Source organism: Variovorax sp. Soil_C_19, assembly GCF_057657255.1.
This window is the reverse complement of sequence record NZ_JBDGIV010000001.1, coordinates 893591-912056: the sequence shown is the minus strand read 5'-3', so window position 1 is coordinate 912056 and position 18466 is coordinate 893591. Positions and strand designations below refer to the sequence as shown.

At 69.1% G+C, this 18466-nt stretch carries 20 protein-coding genes; 7 read left to right on the top strand and 13 right to left on the bottom strand.

From position 1 onward, the window contains the following. Positions 1–3: 3 nt before the first annotated feature. A complete protein-coding gene (locus AC3A6R_RS04260; RefSeq protein WP_487859076.1) occupies positions 4–696 on the bottom strand; it encodes a GntR family transcriptional regulator in 693 nt (230 codons plus the stop codon). Between the two features lie 121 nt (positions 697–817). On the opposite strand from AC3A6R_RS04260, the gene AC3A6R_RS04255 reads away from it, so the two are divergent. The 3 genes from AC3A6R_RS04255 (at position 818) to AC3A6R_RS04245 (ending at position 4246) form a co-directional block, all read left to right on the top strand. Beyond that, on the top strand, positions 818–2065 hold the full coding sequence (locus AC3A6R_RS04255; RefSeq protein ID WP_487863861.1) for a pyridoxal-phosphate-dependent aminotransferase family protein: 1248 nt from the start codon (positions 818–820) through the stop codon (positions 2063–2065). 104 nt (positions 2066–2169) lie between these two features. After that, positions 2170–3147 (top strand): Bug family tripartite tricarboxylate transporter substrate binding protein, encoded by a 978-nt coding sequence (locus tag AC3A6R_RS04250; RefSeq protein WP_487859074.1) that lies wholly within the window; start codon positions 2170–2172, stop codon positions 3145–3147. Positions 3148–3475: 328 nt separating this feature from the next. Then, positions 3476–4246 carry a fumarylacetoacetate hydrolase family protein gene (locus AC3A6R_RS04245; RefSeq protein WP_487863860.1) on the top strand — a complete coding sequence of 257 codons (771 nt, stop codon included), beginning with the start codon at positions 3476–3478 and terminating at the stop codon, positions 4244–4246. On the opposite strand, the gene AC3A6R_RS04240 is transcribed toward AC3A6R_RS04245, so the two are convergent. Next, positions 4195–5157, bottom strand: coding sequence for a LysR family transcriptional regulator (locus tag AC3A6R_RS04240; RefSeq protein ID WP_487863859.1), 963 nt, complete (start codon positions 5155–5157; stop codon positions 4195–4197). The genes AC3A6R_RS04245 and AC3A6R_RS04240 overlap by 52 nt on opposite strands. 90 nt (positions 5158–5247) lie before the next feature. On the opposite strand from AC3A6R_RS04240, the gene AC3A6R_RS04235 reads away from it, so the two are divergent. Beyond that, positions 5248–6438, top strand: coding sequence for an MFS transporter (locus tag AC3A6R_RS04235; RefSeq protein WP_487859071.1), 1191 nt, complete (start codon positions 5248–5250; stop codon positions 6436–6438). A gap of 52 nt (positions 6439–6490) precedes the next feature. Beyond that, entirely contained in the window at positions 6491–7537 is a 1047-nt protein-coding gene (locus AC3A6R_RS04230; protein WP_487863858.1) for an aldo/keto reductase, read from the top strand. A gap of 12 nt (positions 7538–7549) precedes the next feature. On the opposite strand, the gene AC3A6R_RS04225 is transcribed toward AC3A6R_RS04230, so the two are convergent. Beyond that, positions 7550–8266, bottom strand: a complete 717-nt coding sequence (locus AC3A6R_RS04225) for an FMN-dependent NADH-azoreductase (RefSeq protein ID WP_487863857.1) — start codon at positions 8264–8266, stop codon at positions 7550–7552. A 100-nt stretch (positions 8267–8366) separates the two neighbouring features. Here AC3A6R_RS04225 and AC3A6R_RS04220 point away from each other — a divergent pair, with 100 nt between their 5' ends. Further along, complete coding sequence (locus tag AC3A6R_RS04220; RefSeq protein ID WP_487863856.1) at positions 8367–9293, top strand: LysR substrate-binding domain-containing protein; 927 nt, start codon at positions 8367–8369, stop codon at positions 9291–9293. A gap of 25 nt (positions 9294–9318) precedes the next feature. On the opposite strand, the gene AC3A6R_RS04215 is transcribed toward AC3A6R_RS04220, so the two are convergent. Together AC3A6R_RS04215 and AC3A6R_RS04210 are read right to left on the bottom strand one after the other, a co-directional pair. Beyond that, positions 9319–9960 carry an ABC transporter ATP-binding protein gene (locus tag AC3A6R_RS04215; protein ID WP_487863855.1) on the bottom strand — a complete coding sequence of 214 codons (642 nt, stop codon included), beginning with the start codon at positions 9958–9960 and terminating at the stop codon, positions 9319–9321. A 52-nt stretch (positions 9961–10012) separates the two neighbouring features. After that, on the bottom strand, positions 10013–10918 hold the full coding sequence (locus AC3A6R_RS04210; RefSeq protein WP_487863854.1) for a LysR substrate-binding domain-containing protein: 906 nt from the start codon (positions 10916–10918) through the stop codon (positions 10013–10015). Between the two features lie 126 nt (positions 10919–11044). Between AC3A6R_RS04210 and AC3A6R_RS04205 the strand changes: the two genes are divergently transcribed. Beyond that, entirely contained in the window at positions 11045–11716 is a 672-nt protein-coding gene (locus AC3A6R_RS04205; protein ID WP_487863853.1) for an FMN-dependent NADH-azoreductase, read from the top strand. 12 nt (positions 11717–11728) lie between these two features. Here the strand turns inward: AC3A6R_RS04205 and AC3A6R_RS04200 are convergent, their stop codons facing one another. From AC3A6R_RS04200 to AC3A6R_RS04165, 8 genes are all read right to left on the bottom strand, one after another. After that, entirely contained in the window at positions 11729–12634 is a 906-nt protein-coding gene (locus AC3A6R_RS04200; RefSeq protein WP_487863852.1) for an SDR family oxidoreductase, read from the bottom strand. Positions 12635–12744: 110 nt separating this feature from the next. Then, on the bottom strand, positions 12745–13683 hold the full coding sequence (locus AC3A6R_RS04195) for a glutathione S-transferase family protein (protein ID WP_487859061.1): 939 nt from the start codon (positions 13681–13683) through the stop codon (positions 12745–12747). A 58-nt stretch (positions 13684–13741) separates the two neighbouring features. Further along, on the bottom strand, positions 13742–15391 hold the full coding sequence (locus tag AC3A6R_RS04190; protein ID WP_487863851.1) for an isovaleryl-CoA dehydrogenase: 1650 nt from the start codon (positions 15389–15391) through the stop codon (positions 13742–13744). Between the two features lie 36 nt (positions 15392–15427). Further along, positions 15428–16444 carry an NADP-dependent oxidoreductase gene (locus AC3A6R_RS04185; protein WP_487863850.1) on the bottom strand — a complete coding sequence of 339 codons (1017 nt, stop codon included), beginning with the start codon at positions 16442–16444 and terminating at the stop codon, positions 15428–15430. Positions 16445–16481: 37 nt separating this feature from the next. Beyond that, complete coding sequence (locus AC3A6R_RS04180) at positions 16482–16943, bottom strand: PaaI family thioesterase (RefSeq protein ID WP_487859058.1); 462 nt, start codon at positions 16941–16943, stop codon at positions 16482–16484. Positions 16944–17059: 116 nt separating this feature from the next. Beyond that, entirely contained in the window at positions 17060–17857 is a 798-nt protein-coding gene (locus tag AC3A6R_RS04175) for an SDR family oxidoreductase (RefSeq protein WP_487863849.1), read from the bottom strand. Positions 17858–17892: 35 nt separating this feature from the next. Then, positions 17893–18195: a Dabb family protein gene (locus AC3A6R_RS04170; RefSeq protein WP_487863848.1), complete on the bottom strand. Its 303-nt coding sequence runs from the start codon at positions 18193–18195 to the stop codon at positions 17893–17895. Between the two features lie 29 nt (positions 18196–18224). Then, positions 18225–18464, bottom strand: coding sequence for a hypothetical protein (locus tag AC3A6R_RS04165; protein ID WP_487863847.1), 240 nt, complete (start codon positions 18462–18464; stop codon positions 18225–18227). Positions 18465–18466 lie beyond the last annotated feature (2 nt).

Below are 18466 nucleotides of genomic sequence, written 5' to 3'. Positions count from 1 at the left end.
GTCTCAGCTTGAAGTGGTTCGTGGATAGATTTCGCCGGCGCGCATGAGCTCGAGCACCGTGTCGCGCTTGCGCATCAGGTGCGAGACCAGCACCCGGCGCATTGCGGCCGCGTCGCGCGCGGCCAGGGCCGCGATCATCTGCTCGTGCTCTTCGACGGCGTGCTTCCACTTCGCGTCGTCCTGGTTGGTGCGAAAGCGCAGCGACTGCACGCGGGCATTGATCGAGCGGTAGGTGCCCGCGAGCACCGGGTTGCCGGCGGCCTCGTTGATGGCGGTATGGATGCGCGCGTTGAGCCGGTAGTAGCCCGACAGGTCGCGCCGTGCGAAGCAAGCCATCATTTCGTAGTGCAGCGCACGCACCTCGGCGAGTTCTTCCTCGGTGATGCGCTTGGCCGCGAGCTCGCCCGACATGCCCTCGAGCATCGCGAGCACCTCGAAGGTGTTGAGCACATCGGCCTCGGTGAGCTTCACCGCCACCGCCCCGCGGTTCGGCAGCAGATCGACCAGCCCCTCGGCCGCGAGCAGCTTGATGGCCTCGCGCAGCGGCGTGCGCGAGACGTGCAGCTGCAGGCAGAGCTCGCGCTCGTTGAGCTTGGCGCCCGGCGCGATGTGGCCTTCGACCAGCATCGTGCGAAGGCGCGAAGCAACCTGGTCGTGCAACGCGAGGCGCGAGATCTCGATGATGTCTGCGGTCATGTGTGTTTCCCTTGAATGCATTTTGAATGCAAAAAACAACAGCAACAAGCCCGACGTTTAAGGGTAAACCACAACGTCAAATCATATTTTGAATGCAAAACTTGCGGCGAAAGGACCGCCCATGCTGCAACTCGACATCCATCCCACCGGCCGCCACTTCCTCCAGATTCCTGGCCCAAGCCCGGTGCCCGACCGCATCCTGCGGGCCATGAGCCTGCCCACCATCGACCACCGCGGCCCCGAGTTCGGCGTGCTCGGCCTGAAGGTGCTGGGCGGCATCCAGCAGATCTTCAAGACCCGGCATCCGGTGGCGATCTATCCCGCCTCGGGCACCGGCGCCTGGGAGGCCGCGCTCTGCAACACGCTGAGCCCGGGCGACCATGTGCTGATGTACGAGACCGGCCACTTCGCATCGCTGTGGCAGAAGATGGCCGCGCGGCTCGGCGTCTCGACCGAGTTCCTCGCCTGGTCGGGCAAGGACGAGCAGTTGCCCGCAGCCCCGAGCTGGCGCCGCGGCGTGCAGGCCGAGCTGATCGAGGCGCGCTTGCAGAAGGACACGGAGAAGAAGATCAAGGCCCTCTGCGTGGTGCACAACGAGACCTCCACCGGCGTCACCTCCGACATCGCCGCGGTGCGCGGCGCCATCGATGCGGCGGGCCACCCGGCGCTGCTGATGGTCGACAGCATCTCGGGCCTTGCGAGCGCCGACTTCCGGCACGACGAATGGGGCGTGGACGTGACCGTGAGCGGTTCGCAGAAGGGCCTCATGCTGCCGCCGGGCATCAGCTTCAACGCGCTGTCGCCGCGCGCGCTCGAGGCTTCCAAGACCGCGAAGCTGCCGCGCGCGTTCTGGGCCTGGGACGAGATCGTGGCCATGAACAAGGACGGCTACTGGCCCTACACGCCCAACACCAACCTGCTCTACGGCCTGTCGGAATCACTCGACATGCTGCTTGGCGAAGGGCTCGACAACGTGTTCGCGCGCCACCAGCGCTGGGGCGCCGGCGTGCGCGCGGCAGTCAATGCCTGGGGCCTGCCGATCCAGTGCGCCGACCCGGCCGTGTACTCGCCCGTGCTGACCGGCGTGATCACGCCCGAGGGCGTCGACGCCGATGCGCTGCGCCGGCTGATCCACGAGCGCTTCGACCTGTCGCTCGGCACCGGCCTGGGCAAGCTCAAGGGCCGCATGTTCCGCATGGGCCACCTCGGCGACAGCAACGACCTCACGCTGGTGGCGATGGTCGCGGGCGTCGAGATGGGCATGAAGCTCACCGGCATCCAGCTCGCGGGCAGCGGCGTGCAGGCCGCGATGGACCACTTCGCCAGCCATCCGGCGCCCACCGCTCAGACGATGAAGAAGGCCGCCTAGCGTCGGCGGCGCCACAGGGACCCTGGCCGGCCGCAGCGCATCGCTCGAACGATGCGGCGGCCGCCACGCATCGACGACACCCAACCCCAACGGAGACAAAGATGATGCAGAGACGTTCCCTGATCCAGGTCGCAGGTGCCGCGGCCGCGACGCTCGGCGTGCCGCGGCTTTTTGCGCAGGAGTGGCCTACCGCGCCGGTGCGCATCGTGGTGGGCTTTCCGCCCGGCGGCGGCACCGATGCGCTGGCGCGCGTGGTGGCGCAGAAGCTCGGGACGATGTGGAACCATCAGGTGGTGGTCGAGAACAAGGCGGGCGTGGCCGGCGTGCTGGCGGCCGAGTACGTGTCGCAGCAGCCCAGCGACGGCAGCACGCTGCTCATGGCGCACATCAACAGCCACGCGCTGGCGCCGAGCCTGCAACCCAGGCTGCGCTACAGCGTGGAGCGCGACTTCGTGCCGATCGTGCTGGTCGGGGTCACGCCCAACCTTCTGATCGCGAGCCCGGCGCAGAAGGCGCTCTCGGCCAAGGACATCGTGGCGCTGTGCAAGGCGTCGCCGGGCAACGTGAGCTTCGGCTCCGCGGGCGCGGGCTCGGCGCAGCACCTGGCGCTGGAAATGTTCAAGCTGCAGGCCGGCGTGGATGCGATGCACGTGCCCTACAAGGGCAGCGGGCCATTGCTCGCCGACCTGATGGGCGGACAGATCCAGTACAGCTTCGAGACCATGACCGCGGCCACGCCGCATGTGAAGAGCGGCCGCGTGCTGGCCGTGGCGCAGACGCGCGCCAAGCGCGCCAAGGGCCACCCGAACGTGCCGACGATGCAGGAGCAAGGCTTCGCGGGTTTCGAGGCAACCACCTGGTATGGCCTTGCGGGCCCAGGCAAGCTGCCGCAGCATGTGGCCGACAAGGTCAACCGCGACGTCAACACGGTGCTCGCGATGCCTGACGTGCAGGAGAAGCTCGACACCTATGGCGCGGAAGACGGTGGCGGGTCGCAGGACAAGTTCAAGCAATTCATCTCGACCGAGATCACGAAATGGGCCAAGGTGGTGAAGGACGGGAAGGTTCAGGTCAATACCTGAGGCCTTGTGTGCTTTGTGCCGTGGTTCGTTTCGAGGGCGCGATCACGCCGACGGGGTACCTTGCTCCGCGAATGTCCCCCGGGCTTCGCCCTCCTCCTTTATTTCGCTGCGCAAGGCACCCCATCGGCGTGATCATGCACAGAGCAGTCATTGATCGCCGATGCACAACGAGCGTGCCCTGTGCCCAGGGTACCGGGTGCTCCCCGCAGCGAAATAAAGGAGGAGCCGAAGGCGGGGGACATTCGCGGAGGGGAGTACCCGGTGGCCTGGGCACGCGCCCCGAACAACGACAACAAAAACACCGGCAACGCCGAAGACAATCCAAAGAATGACCCCTAAGCAAACAACCCTCGCCCAAGCCCTGATCCAAGCCCGCCAATCCAACAAGACCCTCGATGCCACGCCCTGGCTCGACACGCTGGAAAACGCCAACGAGGCCTATGAAGTGCAGGACGCCGTCGCCGCAGCGCTCGGATGGTTCGCCGACGAGGCCGCACCTCGCGCCTGGAAATCGGGCGGCGCCTCGCGCAGCGCGACCCTCACGCATGCGCCGCTGCCACCCGCCGGCGTGCGCACCGCCCCGGCCGATTTCGGCGACATCCACTTCCATGCGCCCGGCATCGAGGCCGAGATCGCGCTGCGCCTCGGCCGCGACGTCACGCCAGCGATGGCCGCCTCGCTCGATGCCGCCGGTGCCACCGCGCTCGTCGACGCCATCGCGGTCTCCGTCGAGATCGTCGATTCGCGCTGGCAGGACCTGGCCGCCACGCCCGCATTGCTGCGCCTTGCCGATTCGCAGGTGCATGGCGCACTCGCGCTCGGCGAATGGAAGCCCTTTGCCGCCGTCGACTGGGCCTCGCAGCGCTGCGAGACCACCGTCGGCAGTGCCGAACCCGTGGTGCGCCAAGGCACGCATCCCCTCGGCGACCCGGCCTGGCTGCTGCCGGCCTGGCTGCGCCACCTCACGCGCCACGGCCGCACCGTGCCGGCCGGCAGCATCGTCACCACCGGCTCGTGGGTCGGCATCCTGCCGTGCCGGCGCGGCGATCAGGTCACGGTGGCATTCGACGGCATCGGCGCGCTGCGCCTGAGCGTGTAGCGCCCGCCGCCCACGCCCGCATTCGCCACCAGGAAGTCGAGCACCGCGCGCACCCGCGCCGGCAGCGTGCCCGCCTTGCCGATGTAGACCGCGTGGATCGGCTCGACCTCGCCGGGGTTGAATTCCTCCAGCAGCGGCACCAGCCGGCCTGCGTCGATGTCGTGCTGGACGTGATACAGCGACAACCGCGCCACGCCCGCGCCCGCGATCGCCAGCTGGCGCAGCGTCTCGCCGTCGCCCGCGCGCACCGGGCCGGCCACCGGCAGCGCGATCGCGCGCCCGTCCACGCGCAGCGGCCACTCGGGTGTGTTGCGCCGGTAGCTCCAGCCCAGGCGGTTGTGCGCCTCGAGCTCCTGCGGCGTGCGCGGCGTGCCATACCTTTCCAGGTAAGCGGGCGCGGCCACGATCGACTGGCTGGTCTCGCCCAGGCGCCGCGCCACCAGGTCGGACGGCGGCAGCTGGCCCCAGCGGATCGCGATGTCGGCGCGCTCGTCCATCAGGTCGACGATGCGGTCGGTGAACGCGATGTCGAGCGTGATCTGCGGATGCTGCTCGAGCAGGCGCGGCACCAGCGGCACCAGCTTGTGGTGCCCGAAGGACACGCTCGCATTGATGCTCACGCGCCCGCGCGGCGCGGCGCCCGCGGCGGCGCAGCGCTCGGCCTCCTCGAGGTCGGCCAGCACGCGCGTGCTGCGCTCGTAGAAGTGCAGCCCCTCGGGCGTGAGCTGCAGCTTGCGCGTGGAACGGTGCACGAGCTGCACCCCGAGGCGCTGCTCGAGCCTCGCCACCAGCTTGCTCACGGCCGAGGGCGTCATGTCGAGCAGCCGCGCGGCGGCCGAGAAGCCACCTGACTCGACCACCTGCACGAAAGCTTCCATTTCGCCGGAGCGGTTGACGTCGATGCGGGGCATGGCGGGCTCTTTCTGTGAATTCAGTTCACAAGTGCGTGTAGCAGCGGCATTCTAGTCACAAGCGGGAGATGGCCGCACAGTACGTGCATCATGCCCATCGCCCTTCTCGCCCTCACCGCCGGTGCCTTCGGAATAGGCACCACCGAATTCGTCATCATGGGCCTGCTGCTGCAGGTCTCGAGCGACCTCCACGTCTCCATCACGGCCGCCGGCCTGCTGATCTCGGGCTATGCGCTCGGCGTCGCAGTGGGCGCGCCGCTGCTCACCATCGCCACGCGGCGGCTGCCGCGCAAGACCGTGCTGCTCGCGCTGATGGCGATCTTCACGCTCGGCAACCTGGCCTGTGCGCTGGCGCCGAACTACGAGATGCTCATGGCCGCGCGCGTGGTCACCTCGCTCGCGCACGGCACCTTCTTCGGCGTCGGCGCGGTGGTGGCGACCGGGCTGGTCGCGCCCGAGCGCCGCGCCTCGGCCATCGCGATCATGTTCACCGGCCTCACGGCCGCCATGCTGCTCGGCGTGCCGGCGGGCGCCTGGCTCGGGCTGCACCACGGCTGGCGCGCCACCTTCTGGGCCGTCGCGCTGATCGGCGTGCTGGCCTTCACGGTGCTCGCGCTGTTCGTGCCGCGCGTCAAGGCCGAGGCCGCGCCGGCCAGCGTGCGCGACGAACTCGCGGTGCTCGCGCGCGGCCAGGTGCTGCTCGGGCTTGCGATGACGGTGCTCGGCTATGCGGGCGTGTTCGTCGTGTTCACCTACATCCAGCCGCTGCTGACCCAGGTGACGGGCGTTGCCGAATCGGCCGTGTCGCCGATCCTGCTGGTGTTCGGCGCGGGCCTGGCGGCCGGCAACCTGCTCGGCGGCCGGCTGGCCGACCGGGCGACCATGCCCGCGGTGCTCGGCACGCTGGTGGCGCTGGCCGCGGTGCTCGGTGCGATGCAGTTCGCCATCGGCACGCCGGTCGCCGCGGTGGTGTTCGTCGGCCTGCTCGGCCTCGCCGCGTTCGCCACGGTGGCGCCGATGCAATTGCGCGTGCTCGAAAAGGCCACGGGCGCCGGCCAGAACCTGGCATCGAGCCTCAACATCGCGGCCTTCAACCTCGGCAATGCGCTCGGCGCCTGGATCGGCGGCGTGGTCATCGACCACGGGCCGGGGCTGCGCGCGCTCGGCTGGGTGGCCGCGCTGCTGACGCTCGCGGGGCTGGCGATCGCACTCTGGAGCCGCGCGCTCGACCGCCGCGAGAGCGATGGCACGACGGCGGACTGCGCCTCGGCGCGGGCCTGACGAATCCTTTTCCCTTTTTCTTCTCTCTTCCAACCACTCGAAAGCCAACACCATGGAACAACGTTTTCTCGGCCGCTCGGGCTTCAAGGTGCCCGCACTCGGCTTCGGCGCCGGCACCTTCGGCGGCCAGGGTCCGCTCTTCAGCGCCTGGGGCAACACCGACGTCGAAGGTGCGCGCAGCATCGTCGACCTCGCGCTCGGCGCTGGTGTCACCTTGTTCGACACCGCCGACGTGTATTCGAACGGCGCGTCCGAATCGATCCTCGGCGCGGCGCTCAAGGGGCGGCGCGACAAGGCCATCATCTCGACCAAGCTCTCGCTGCGCGCGGGCGACGGGCCGAACGACGTGGGCGCCTCGCGCCACCATCTGATCGCCGCGACCGAGGCCGCGCTCAAGCGGCTCGGCACCGACTACATCGACATCCTGCAGCTGCACGCCTTCGACGCGATGACGCCGGTCGAGATGGTGCTCGACACGCTCGACGACCTGGTGCGCGTCGGCAAGGTGCGGCTCATCGGCGCCTCGAACTTCTCGGGCTGGCAGCTCATGAAGTCGCTGGCCGCCTCCGACCGGCTCGGGCTGCAGCGCTTCGTGGCCAACCAGACCTACTACTCGCTGATTGGCCGCGACTACGAATTCGAGCTCATGCCGCTGGGCGTCGACCAGGGCCTGGGTGCGATCGTCTGGAGCCCGCTGGGCTGGGGCCGGTTGACGGGCAAGGTCCGCCGCGGCCAGCCGCTGCCCGAAGGCAGCCGCCTGCACGAGACCGCCGGCTTCGCGCCGCCGGTCGACGACGAGCGCCTGTACCGCGTGGTCGATGCGATGGACCAGGTGGCCGAGGAAACCGGCAAGACGCTGCCGCAGATCGCGCTCAACTGGCTGCTGCAGCGGCCCACGGTGTCGAGCGTGCTGATCGGCGCGCGCAACGAGGCGCAGCTTGAACAGAACCTCGGCGCGCTCGGCTGGCAGCTCAGCGACGACCAGCGCCGGCGGCTCGACGCGGCGAGCGCGGTGCCGCCGCCGTACCCCTATTACCCGTACTGGAACGGGCAGTTCGCCGAACGCAGCCCGGTGGCGGTGCAGCAGTTGCCGGGCTGAGCGGCTCGGCCCTCAAGCGGCGACGGGCTCCGGCGCCGGCATCGCCGCCGCCGCCGCGAGTTCGTCCACCAGCCGGTCGACCGCGGCTTCGGCCTTGGCGAGCGACTGCGCCAGTTGCTCGCCGCCGAACTCGTCGCATTCGACCGCGGCCTCGTGCATGTCGGTGACGCCGATGTAGCCGAACACCGAACGCACGCTGCTTTCAGTGTGGTTGAGGTGCGCGATGCGCCCGCCGGGGTCGTAGCCGTGGTCGCCGCGCGCGCCCAGCAGGACCATGCGCTTGCCCATGTCCGCGAGCATCGGCCAATACGGCACCGCACCGCGCGCGCGGTCGAAGCCGAAGGTGCGGCCCACGCGCACGATGTTGTCGATCCAGGCCTTGAACTGCGCGGGCACGCTGAAGTTGTACATCGGCAGGCCGACCACGATCAGGTCGGCCGCGACGAGCTGGTCGACGAGCCGATCGCTTTCGGCCAGCACCTCGGCCATCCACGGCTCGCGCGCCTCGGGCGGCGTGAAGGCCGCGTGGATCCAGCGCGCATCGACATGCGCGGGCGGATGCTGGCCGACGTCGAGGTAGTCGACACGGTCGCCGGGGCGCACGGCTTGCCAGCGCTCGACGAAGCGTGCGGACAGGCGGCGCGTGTGCGAGCCATGCGGATCGATGCCCGAGCGGCCCGGACGGGCGCTGGCGTCGATGTGGAGGAGGTTCAGGTGGTCGAATTTCATGGATGAGGTTCCTTGGTGCATGGGGCGCTGCCACAATGGCGACGCAGGCCTTGAATCTAGGGACGAAGTCCTTCCGCCACAAACGATCGTTTTTCCACCTATGCAAGAGATCAGCTCACCTGTTCGGCCCGGCCGCCGGTTGCCGCCGCTGCTGTCGCTGCGCGCCTTCGAAGCCGCTGCCGCACACCGGAGTTTCCAGCGCGCCGCGCAGGAGCTGTCGGTCACGCCGTCCGCCATCAGCCACCAGGTGCGCGCGCTCGAAGACTCGCTGGGCCAGGCGCTGTTCCGGCGCCTCACGCGGCAGCTGGTGCTGACGCCCGCCGGCGAACGGCTGTTCGACGACCTGCGCATGGGCTTCGACCTGCTCGAGGCCGGCATCGACAGGCTGCGCCGGCCCGCGGCCTCGCCGGCCGTCACGCTGACCACCAACACCGCGTTCGCGGCGCGCTGGGTGCTGCCGCGCATGGAGGCCTTCCGCAAGGCCTGCCCCGATGTCGAGCTGCGCCTGCATGCGAGCGACAGGCTGGTCGACCTCGCGCGCGGCGATGCCGACATCGCCATCCGCTCGGGCCGCGGCAATTGGCCCGGGCTGGTGGCGCGCGAACTCATGCACGAGCGCTACGCGCCGCTGTGCAGCCCGATGCTGAAGCTCCGGCGCGTCGCCGACCTGCCGAAGCACCAGCTCATCCACTGCGATTGGCAGCCGAATGCGCTCGCGCCCGCGGTGTGGCCGCGCTGGTTCCGCGAGGCCGGCATTGCACCGCCGCGCGGCCGCGCGATGAAGTCGCCGGGCCTGTCGTTCTCCGACGAGACGCATGCCATGCTCGCCGCGCTCGGCGGCCACGGCGTGGCGCTCCTGAGCCTCACGCTCGCCGCCGAAGAGATCGCGAGCGGCGCGCTGGTGCAGCCCTTCGGCCCCGCGCTCGATACCGGGAGCTATTTCCTTGCGGTGGCTGAAGGGCGGGAGAACGAAGCGCCGGTGCGCGCGGTATGGGATTGGATCGCTGCCCAGGCTGCGGCAGGCTGAGGCCGGCTACTCGCCGACCAGTTGATCAGCCCAGCGGCAGTTCGATGCACGCCGCCAGCGGCACCGCCGTGATGCGCTCGCTGCTGGCCACGATCACGGCCCGCCCCGGTTGCGCGATGCGCCGCTCGATCGCCTGCCACAGGCCGTGGATCGAACGCGCGTCGAGCGCGGCGACCGGATCGTCCAGCAGCACCACGGGCCGCCCCGACGCGAGCGCGGCAGCCAGGCCGACCTTGCGACGGGAGCCGGTCGACAGCATGAACATCTGCTTCTCCAGATGCGGCACGAGCGAAAAGGCTTCGGCAAGGCGCTGCCACTCGGCCTGGTCGAAACCCGCATCGCCCTCGCCCAGCAAGGCCGTGCAGGCCTGCACGCCGAGCGGGTCGAAAGCTTCCGACGCCGGCTCGCAGAAGAAGACCTGGCGCCGGTAGGCCTCGGGTTCGGCGTTGAGCGCCACGCTGTTCACGCACAGTTGCCCGCCCGATGCAGGCAGCGCACCCGCCAGCACGCGCAGCAAGGTCGACTTGCCGCTGCCGGTGTCTCCGTAGAGCTGCGTGACGCCATCGCTGACGGCGATTGACCAGCCGTCGGCCAGCGCGGGCTGGTCGGGGTAGGCGAAGTGCAGGTTCTGGATCTGCAGGATGGAAGAAGTCGGGGTAGTTTTCATGGGGATTGGCACATCGACACAGCAGTGCACGCGATTGTGTCGCCGCCGTCGCTCAGGGCACGCCGCCGTCCAGCGGCGACAGCCCCTTCACCCACTCGAACACCGCCGCCACGTTGGGATCGTCGCGCCGCGCCTGCGGGCACACGAGGTAGAACGGCGAGCCCTGCAGCACCGGCCCGAAGGGCTGCACCAGGTTGCCCGCGCGCAGCTCGTCGGCGATGAGTGCCAGGCCCATCAGCGCCACGCCCTGCCCCTGCAGCGCGGCCGAGACGGTGTGGGTTTCGTCGGAGAACACAGGACCGGCCGTCACGTCGAGTCCCGGCACCTGCGCCACCTGCTGCCAGGCGGCCCAGGTGCCCGGCTGGTTCCTGCTGTTCGGCACCGCGAAATGCAGCAGCGTGTGCTTCGCGAGGTCGGCCGGACGGCGCAGCTTGAGCGCCGGGCTGCAGGCCGGCGCGAAGACCGTGTCGAAGAGCTTCTCGGCCACGAGGCCCGGCCACTGGCCCTTGCCGTAGCGGATGGCGACGTCGGCCGTGAGCCCGTCGAGCGGCACCGCATCGTGCGAGGCATGGATGCGCAGGTCGAGCCGCGGGTGCGCCGCGCGCAGCGCACCCACGCGCGGCAGCAGCCAGCGCGCGGCCACGGCGGGCGTGGTCGACAAGGTGATCGCGCTGCGCTCGGGCGGTGCCCGCAGCCGCGCCACGGCCTGCGCCATGGCGGCGAACGAATCGCTCAGCACCGCCTGCAGTTCGCTGCCATGCGGCGTCAGCACCAGCTGGCGCGGCTGGCGGATGAAGAGCGCCACGCCGAGTGACTCTTCGAGCTGCCGCACCTGATGGCTGATGGCCGTGGGCGTGACCGAGAGCTCGTTCGCGGCGAGCTTGGCGCTGCAGTGCCGCGCGGCAGCCTCGAAGGCGCGCAGCGAAGCCAGGGGCGGGAGTGAGTGCAGCCGATTCATGGATGAATTGATTTTTCAGCAGCGCAAATAAATCGTCGTTTGTCGCGCTTCGGATGCTTGGATAAATTGCGAAGCATGTCAAGAGACAGCTGAATTTCCTTCATCCACCCAGACCGGAAAACCACCATGACCACCACCCTGCTCCACATCGACGCCAGCGCCCGTCCCGGGCGTTCGGGCACCCACCTGCACGGCTCGCATTCGCGCCGGCTCGGCCACCACTTCGTGAGCGCATGGCGCGCGGCACGCCCGGACGACGAAGTGATCTACCGCGACATCGGCGCCGCGCCGCCCGCGAGCATCACGGGCGAATGGATCGCCGCGGGCTACACGCCGGCGGACCAGCGCGAACCATGGATGCATGCGGTGCTGGTGGAAAGCGATGTGCTCATCGACGAGATCCGCCGTGCGGACGTGCTGGTGATCGGCGTGCCGATGTACAACTTCGGCATGCCGGCGCCGCTCAAGTCATGGATCGACAACGTGGTGCGCATCGGCGCCACCTTCGACTACGACCGCGAGCGCGAGAACCCGTACGTGCCGCTGCTGGCCGAGCGCCACCGCCGCACGGTGCTGTTGACATCGTGCGGCAGCAGCGGCTACGGCCCGGGCGGCTGGCAGGCGCACAGCGATCTGCTGACGCCCGGCATCGCGAGCCCGCTCGCGCTGCTCGGGCTCACCGAGGTCCACAGCGTGGCGGTCGAGCATGCCGAGGACCGCGACGAGGAGCTTGCGCGCTCGATGAACGCAGCGCTCACGCGCATCGAGACGCTGGTGAGCACGCTGCAGGCGCGGTGACGTGACGCGCGCTCAGCCCGCGCGCAACTGCTCGCGCAGCTTTTGCCCGATCTCGGGCCGCTCGAGGAAGGGATCGGCGGGGTTGGTGATCGACACGATGTTCTCCATGCGGCTCTTCACGTTACCGAGCGCCTTGGGATGGCTGAACACGTAGAACTGGTTGGCGCTGATGGCGTCGAACACCTTCGCCGCCACCTCGGCCGCGCTGATCCTGCCGCTGCTCACGGCCTTGTTGCTCATGGCCTGGCCGATGAGCTGGCTCTTGGTGAGCTCGCTCTCCTTGGGCGCGTTGGGACGGTTGCGCTCGCTCGTCGTGATGCCGGTGGGCACGAAGTACGGGCACAGCAGGCTGGCGCCGATCTGGTCGGTCACGAGGTTCAGGTCCTGGTAGAGCGTCTCGGTCAGGCTCACCACGGCGGCCTTGGCGGCGTTGTAGATGCCCATGTTGGGCGGCGTGAGCAGGCCGGCCATGCTGGCGGTGTTGGTGATGTGGCCGCGCCAGGCCGGGTCTTTGGCGGCGGCTTCGAGCATCATGGGCGTGAACAGGCGCACGCCGTGTATCACGCCCCAGAGATCGACGCCGAGCACCCATTCCCAGTCGGCCACGGTGTTCTCCCACACCAGGCCACCCGCGCCCACGCCGGCATTGTTGAAGACGAAATGCGGCGCGCCGAAGCGCTCTTTCACGGCGGCGGCCAGGGCCTCCATCTGGGCGGCGTCCGAGACGTCGACCTTGCGCGCGAGCACCTGCGCGCCGGCAGCCTCGGCCTCGGCGCGGGCCTTGTCGAGCGCGTCCTGCTGCACGTCGACCAAGACGAGGTTCATGCCGCGTGCGGCGCCGATGCGTGCGCATTCGAGCCCGAAGCCCGATCCCGCACCGGTGAGAACGGCGGTCTTGCCCTTGAAGTCCTGAATCATTGCCGGTGTCCTTCTTGCGTTGAATGTCTCTGAAGCTGGAGGCGCTATTGAAATACGGAACGCGCACCGGCGCAGTCACGAAGGTGCCCGCGGATGTCCCCCGCTGCGCTTCAGGCCTCGGCCTTCTTCAGCACATAGCCGATGCGCGGAAAGTGCACATGCACCGTGCCGACGCGCTCGCTGCTGCGCGCGAGCGTGTAGTGCGTGCGCGTGGCCGCCACCAGCGTGCCCGGGGTTTCCTCGAGGCCGAAGCTCTCGGCGCGCACGGTGACGGCGCTGCCGAGCGGAATGCCATGGTCGTCCTGGAAGGTGCTGTCGGTCAGCAGCGTGTGCGGCACTGCCGCCTTGGCCGCGGCGATGGCCTCGTCGGCAGTGGACTTCTCGGGCGCGCCATGGCCGATGGCGGCCATGCGGTCCATCCAGTCGACCACCGCGGGCGTCAGGTCGAGGATGCCGCGCACCGCGTCGATGCGCCGGGTGTACCAGAGCGGGTGGTAGGCCGAGAAATCGGCGATGCACGGAACCTCGCCGAGCAGAAAGGGCTTGTCGTCGAACATGTCCGACAGGCGCCGCAGGTACGACTTGTAGGCGCTGGTGGCATCGGCCGGGCGCAGCCGCGTCATGTTGCCGGCGCTCATCTTGCCTCGGTCTTCGCCGAAGGCCTTGGCCGCTTCGGGCGGCGCCTTGGCGAACACTTCGGCCACGCCGCGCGGCTGCATGTTCCAGGCCATCGCGGCCCAGAATAGCGTGCTGTCGGCCCACTGCGCGAGGATGCGCGACATGCCCTTCTCGGGCTCCGGGTAGAGCGATGGCTCGGGCTGCAGATGCTCGAGCACGTCGGCGATGAGCGCGGTGTCGCAGTACATGTCGGCGCCGATCTGCAGGAACGGCGTCTTGCGGTAGCCGCCGGTGAGCGTCTCCACCTCGGGCTTGGGCATGATGGCCGGGATCAGCACCGATTTCCACGGCAGCTTCTTGGCCCCGAGGATGAGCCGGACCTTCTCGGAGAACGGCGAGGTGTTGTAGTGGTGCAGGATGAGTTCGGCCATCGGGGTTCCTTGTGTGCGGTCGAGCCGCGGGTGTCGAAATGGGGTGCGGAGGGTGCGCTCAGCGCGGACGCGCGCGCGCGATGATCGCGTCGAAATCGGTGCCCGTGCCCAGCATGCCGAAGGCATGGCCCCAGTCGCCGCCGAGCCGCGAGGCGCAGAACGCCGCAGCCACGGCGCCCGGCGCGGTCTGCACCAGCAGCGCAGCCTGCACCGCCAGCGCCACGTCCTGTGCCAGGCGGCGCGCCTCGGTCTCGGAGGCCATGGCCTCGATGCGCGCGGGCAGCGCGTCGGCCAGGCGGTCGAGTGCGCCCTGCTGGCCGCGCGCGGGCGCGAGTTCGGCGACCAGCGCCGCCACCGCATCGCCCTTGCGCAGGCCGCGCAGCAGGTCGAGCGCCATGATGTTGCCGGCGCCCTCCCAGATCGAATTGAGCGGCATCTCGCGGTAGATGCGCGCCATGGTGCCCTGGCCGCCCTCTTCCACATAGCCGTTGCCGCCGAGGCATTCCATCGCCTCCTGCGCCAGGTGGCTGCCACGCTTGCAGATCCAGAACTTGGCGACCGGCGTAAGCAGCCGCGCCATCAGGCGCTCGTGCTCGTCGTGTTGCCGGTCGAAGGCGCGCGCGAGGCGCAGCGCGAGCGCGGTGGCGGCCTCGCTCTCGAGCGCCAGGTCGGCCAGCACGTTCTTCATGAGCGGCTGGGCGATCAGCGGCTTGCCGAAGGCGCTGCGCTGCACCGTGTGGTCGATGGCGAGCGCCACAGCCTGCCGCATGAGCCCGCTGGTGCCGAGCGCGCAGTCGAGCCGGGTCATGGTGCCCATCTCGAGGATCTGCGGAATGCCGCGGCCCTCTTCGCCCACGAGCCAGGCGATGGCGCCGTGGAACTCGACCTCGGAACTCGCATTGGCCTTGTTGCCGAGCTTGTCCTTCAGGCGCTGGATGTGCAGCGCATTGCGGCTGCCGTCGGGCAGCACGCGCGGCAGGAAGAAGCAGCTCAGGCCGGCCGGCGCTTGCGCGAGCACCAGGAAGGCATCGCACATCGGCGCCGAGAAGAACCACTTGTGGCCCGTGATCCGGTAGCGCTCGCCCCAGGCGTCGCTGCCGTCGCGCGCCGCCTGCGTGGTGTTGGCCCGCACGTCCGAGCCGCCCTGCTTCTCGGTCATGCCCATGCCCATGGTGACGCCGGGCTTGTCATTAAGGCGCTTGAGCGCGGGGTCGTAGTGCAGGCTGGTCAGCTTGGGCCCCCAGTCGGCGTACACCGCCGCATTGCCGCGCAACGCGGGCGTGGCGGCATAGCTCATCGAGATCGGGCACAGGATCGACGGCTCCAGCTCGGTGAAGAGCATGAAGCCCGCTGCGCGCAGCACATGCGGCGAGGCCGTCGGGCCGGGCGCGTCGCCCCACGGCGCGCCGTGCAGGCCCGCGCCCACCGCGGCGGTCATCAGCGCGTGGTAGCTCGGATGGAACTCGACCTCGTCGATGCGCCGGCCCTGGCGGTCGTGCGTGTGCAGCGCGGGCGCGTGCGTGTTGGCGAGCCGCGCATGCGCCTGCATGCCGGCGGTGCCGAGACTGGCGCCCAGTGCCTGCAAGGGCGCCACGTCGAGCTTCGGCGCGTTGAACTTCAGCGCATCGCGCAAGGGCCGGTGGGTTTCGAAGAGGTTGTAGCCCGTGAGCGGTTCAGGTTGGTTGAACACCTCGTGCGTGATTTCCATCAGCGGCCTCCTTGCCGTGCGTTCATTCAGTGCATGTCAGATCAGCTTCACCAGTTGCTTGCCGAAATTCTTGCCCTTGAGCAAACCCAGGAAGGCATCGGGGGCGGACTCGATGCCCACGGCCACCGACTCGCGCGGCCGGAGCTTGCCGCTCGCGACGAGGCCGCCGAGTTCGGCCAGCGCCTCGGGCCAGACCTCCATGTGCTCGCTCACGATGAAGCCTTCGATCTTGAGGCGGTTGATGAGGATCAGCGACGGGTTCGCGAGCGGCAGCGGCTGGCCGTCGTAGCCCGCGATCATTCCGCACAGCGCCACGCGCGCGAAGGCGTTGGTGCGCAGCAGCACGGCATCGAAGATGTAGCCGCCGACGTTCTCGAAGTAGCCGTCGATGCCGTCGGGGCAGGCTTCCTTGAGCGCGGCGCCCATGCTCTTGACGTCGGGGTGCTGGCGGTAGTCGATGCATGCGTCGAAGCCCAGCTCGTCGGTCACGTACTTGCACTTTTCCGGGCCGCCGGCGATGCCGACCACGCGGCAGCCGCGCGCCTTGGCGAGCGCACCGAACGCGCTGCCGACGGCGCCGCTGGCAGCGGTGACCACCAGCGTGTCGCCGGCCTTGGGCGCAATGATCTTCACCAGGCCGTACCAGGCGGTGACGCCCGGCATGCCGACGGCCCCCAGGTAATGCGACAGCGGCACCTGCGTGGTGTCGACCTTCTTGAGCGCACCGGGCTGCGAGGCGTCGACCACGCTGTATTCCTGCCAGCCGCCGAAGCCGACGACCTTGTCGCCCACGGCAAACTTGGGATGCCGGCTCTCGACCACCTCGCCGGCAGCACCGCCCTGCATGACCTGGCCGAGCGGCTGCGGCTGGGCATAGCTCTTGGCATCGTTCATGCGCCCGCGCATGTAGGGGTCGAGGCTCATGTAGTGGTGGCGCACGAGCACCTGGTTCTCTGCCAGCGGCGGGGTTTCGGCGGTCACGAGCTTGAAGTTGCTCGCGACGGCTTCACCCTCGGGGCGGTTGTCGAGATGGATCTGCTTGTTCGTGGGCATGGGAAGGGTCTCCGTGGTATCGAGAACGGGATCGGGGTCAGTCGGTGGAAGGCGGACGCATTTCGTTCGCGCTCGCGGGGCCGGTGGGCAGCCGGCGCTTTACGTACTTGAAGGTGCCGGTGGCGTGGGCGCACACGCGTTCCTGGGCGTCGTAGATCTTCGCCTCGGTGAAGGCCAGCGTGGCGGTGCGGTGGATCAGCGTGCCGCGCGCATGCAGCGGGCCGACCGAGGGCTGCATGAAGCTGGTCTTCATCTCGATGGTGACCACGCCGCTTTCGGGCGACACGCTGCGCGCGGCGGCCGCCATGGTGATGTCGAGCAGCGTCATGCAGGCGCCGCCGTGGGTCACGTCGAAGGTGTTCAGGTGCTCCGGCTTGGCGGTGTAGCGGATCTCGGATTCGCCGCCCTCGAACTTCGTGAGCTCGAAGCCGAGATGGCGTGCAAAGGGAATCTGGCTCGTGTAGGAGCGGATGTTGATGTCGTCTTTGGAATCAGTCATGTCGTTTCAAATTGCCCGCGGATTTCGCGTGTGCACCCGCGGAACGGGCTCCGCCCGGCCGCTGGGTGCGCCCCCCAGTGGGGGGAGGCGCCGAAGGCGCTTCGGGGGGCGTCTCATCATGCTGCGCCCAGCACCACGCTCACGCCGCCGTCCACCGCGAGCCACTGGCCCGTGATGTGCTTGCCGGCATCGCTCGCGTACAGCAGCGTCAGCCCCTTGAGGTCTTCGTCGTCGCCCAGCCGGCCGAGCGGCGCCTGCGCCGCCATCTTCTCTTCGCCGAGCGACTTGATGAGGCCGGCGGCCATCTTGGTCATGAAGAAGCCCGGGCAGATCGCATTCACGTTGATGCCGTAGCGGCCCCATTCGGCGGCCAGCGTGCGCGTGAAGCCGATCACCGCGGTCTTCGAGGTGTTGTAGGCCAGCGTCTGCATCTCGGGCGGGTTGCCGTTGAGGCCGGCGATCGACGCGATGTTGATGATGCGCCCGGCCTTCTTCGGGATCATGTACTTGTTGGCCACCTGCTGCGCCAGGATGAAATAGCCGCGCACGTTGAGGTTCATCACCTTGTCCCAGGCCTCGACGGGATGGCTCTCGGCCGGTGCGCCCCAGCTCGCGCCGGCGTTGTTCACGAGGATGTCGATCGCGCCCATGCGCTCGAGCGTTTCGTCGGCGAGGCGGCGCGTGTCTTCTTCTTTCGCGCAGTCGGCCGCGATCCAGCGCGCGTCGATGCCCGCCGCCTGCAGCTCGGCCGCGGCCTGCTCTAGGTCGTCGGCCTTGCGCGAGCTCAGCATGATCTTCGCACCGGCCTCGCCGAGCGCATGGGCCATCTGCAGGCCCAGGCCGCGCGAGCCGCCGGTGATGAGGGCGGTCTTGCCGGTGAGATCGAAGAGTTGGCGCGTGGTGCGGGCGGTCATGGGGTGGTCTCCGGTGTCGTTCGAGGGGGTCGGGGTCAGACGGTGTAGTCCATGCACTGGCGCTCTTCGCGCACGGCGCCGAGGAAGGGCTTGAGCGCGACGTGCTGCGGATGCTCTGCATAGGCTGCGAGCGCCGCCGCGTCGGCGAATTCCGAATAGAGGATCAGGTCGTAGGTGGCCTCGAGCCCGGGCTGGGCCGTGGCCACCTCGAAGCGTAGCGTGCCGGGCGAGAGCTTCTCGCAGGCGTCGAGCAGCGCCTTGGCCTTGCGCAGGTTGGTGGCCTTGTCGGCGCCTTCGGCATGTTCCTTGAACTTCCACATCACGATGTGCTTGATCATGGCGTCTTTCGTTCCTTCGGTCTTTCGTTTTACTTGCCGTCCAGGCGGGATCGCACGTAGATGAGCACGATGCCCACCGCGGCGGCCACGGCGCCGGGAACGCCCATCGACCAGCCGATCGCCGGTTCGGTGCGGCCGATGGCAAGGCCGAGGATCACGGCGAAGAGCCCGCCGTAGATCAGGATCCAGATCCACCTCTCCAGGCGGGCGTGCGGGTTCTGCGGGGTCGGGGTCGGAGTCGGTTGGTTGTCAGGGGTGGCGTCGGCCATTG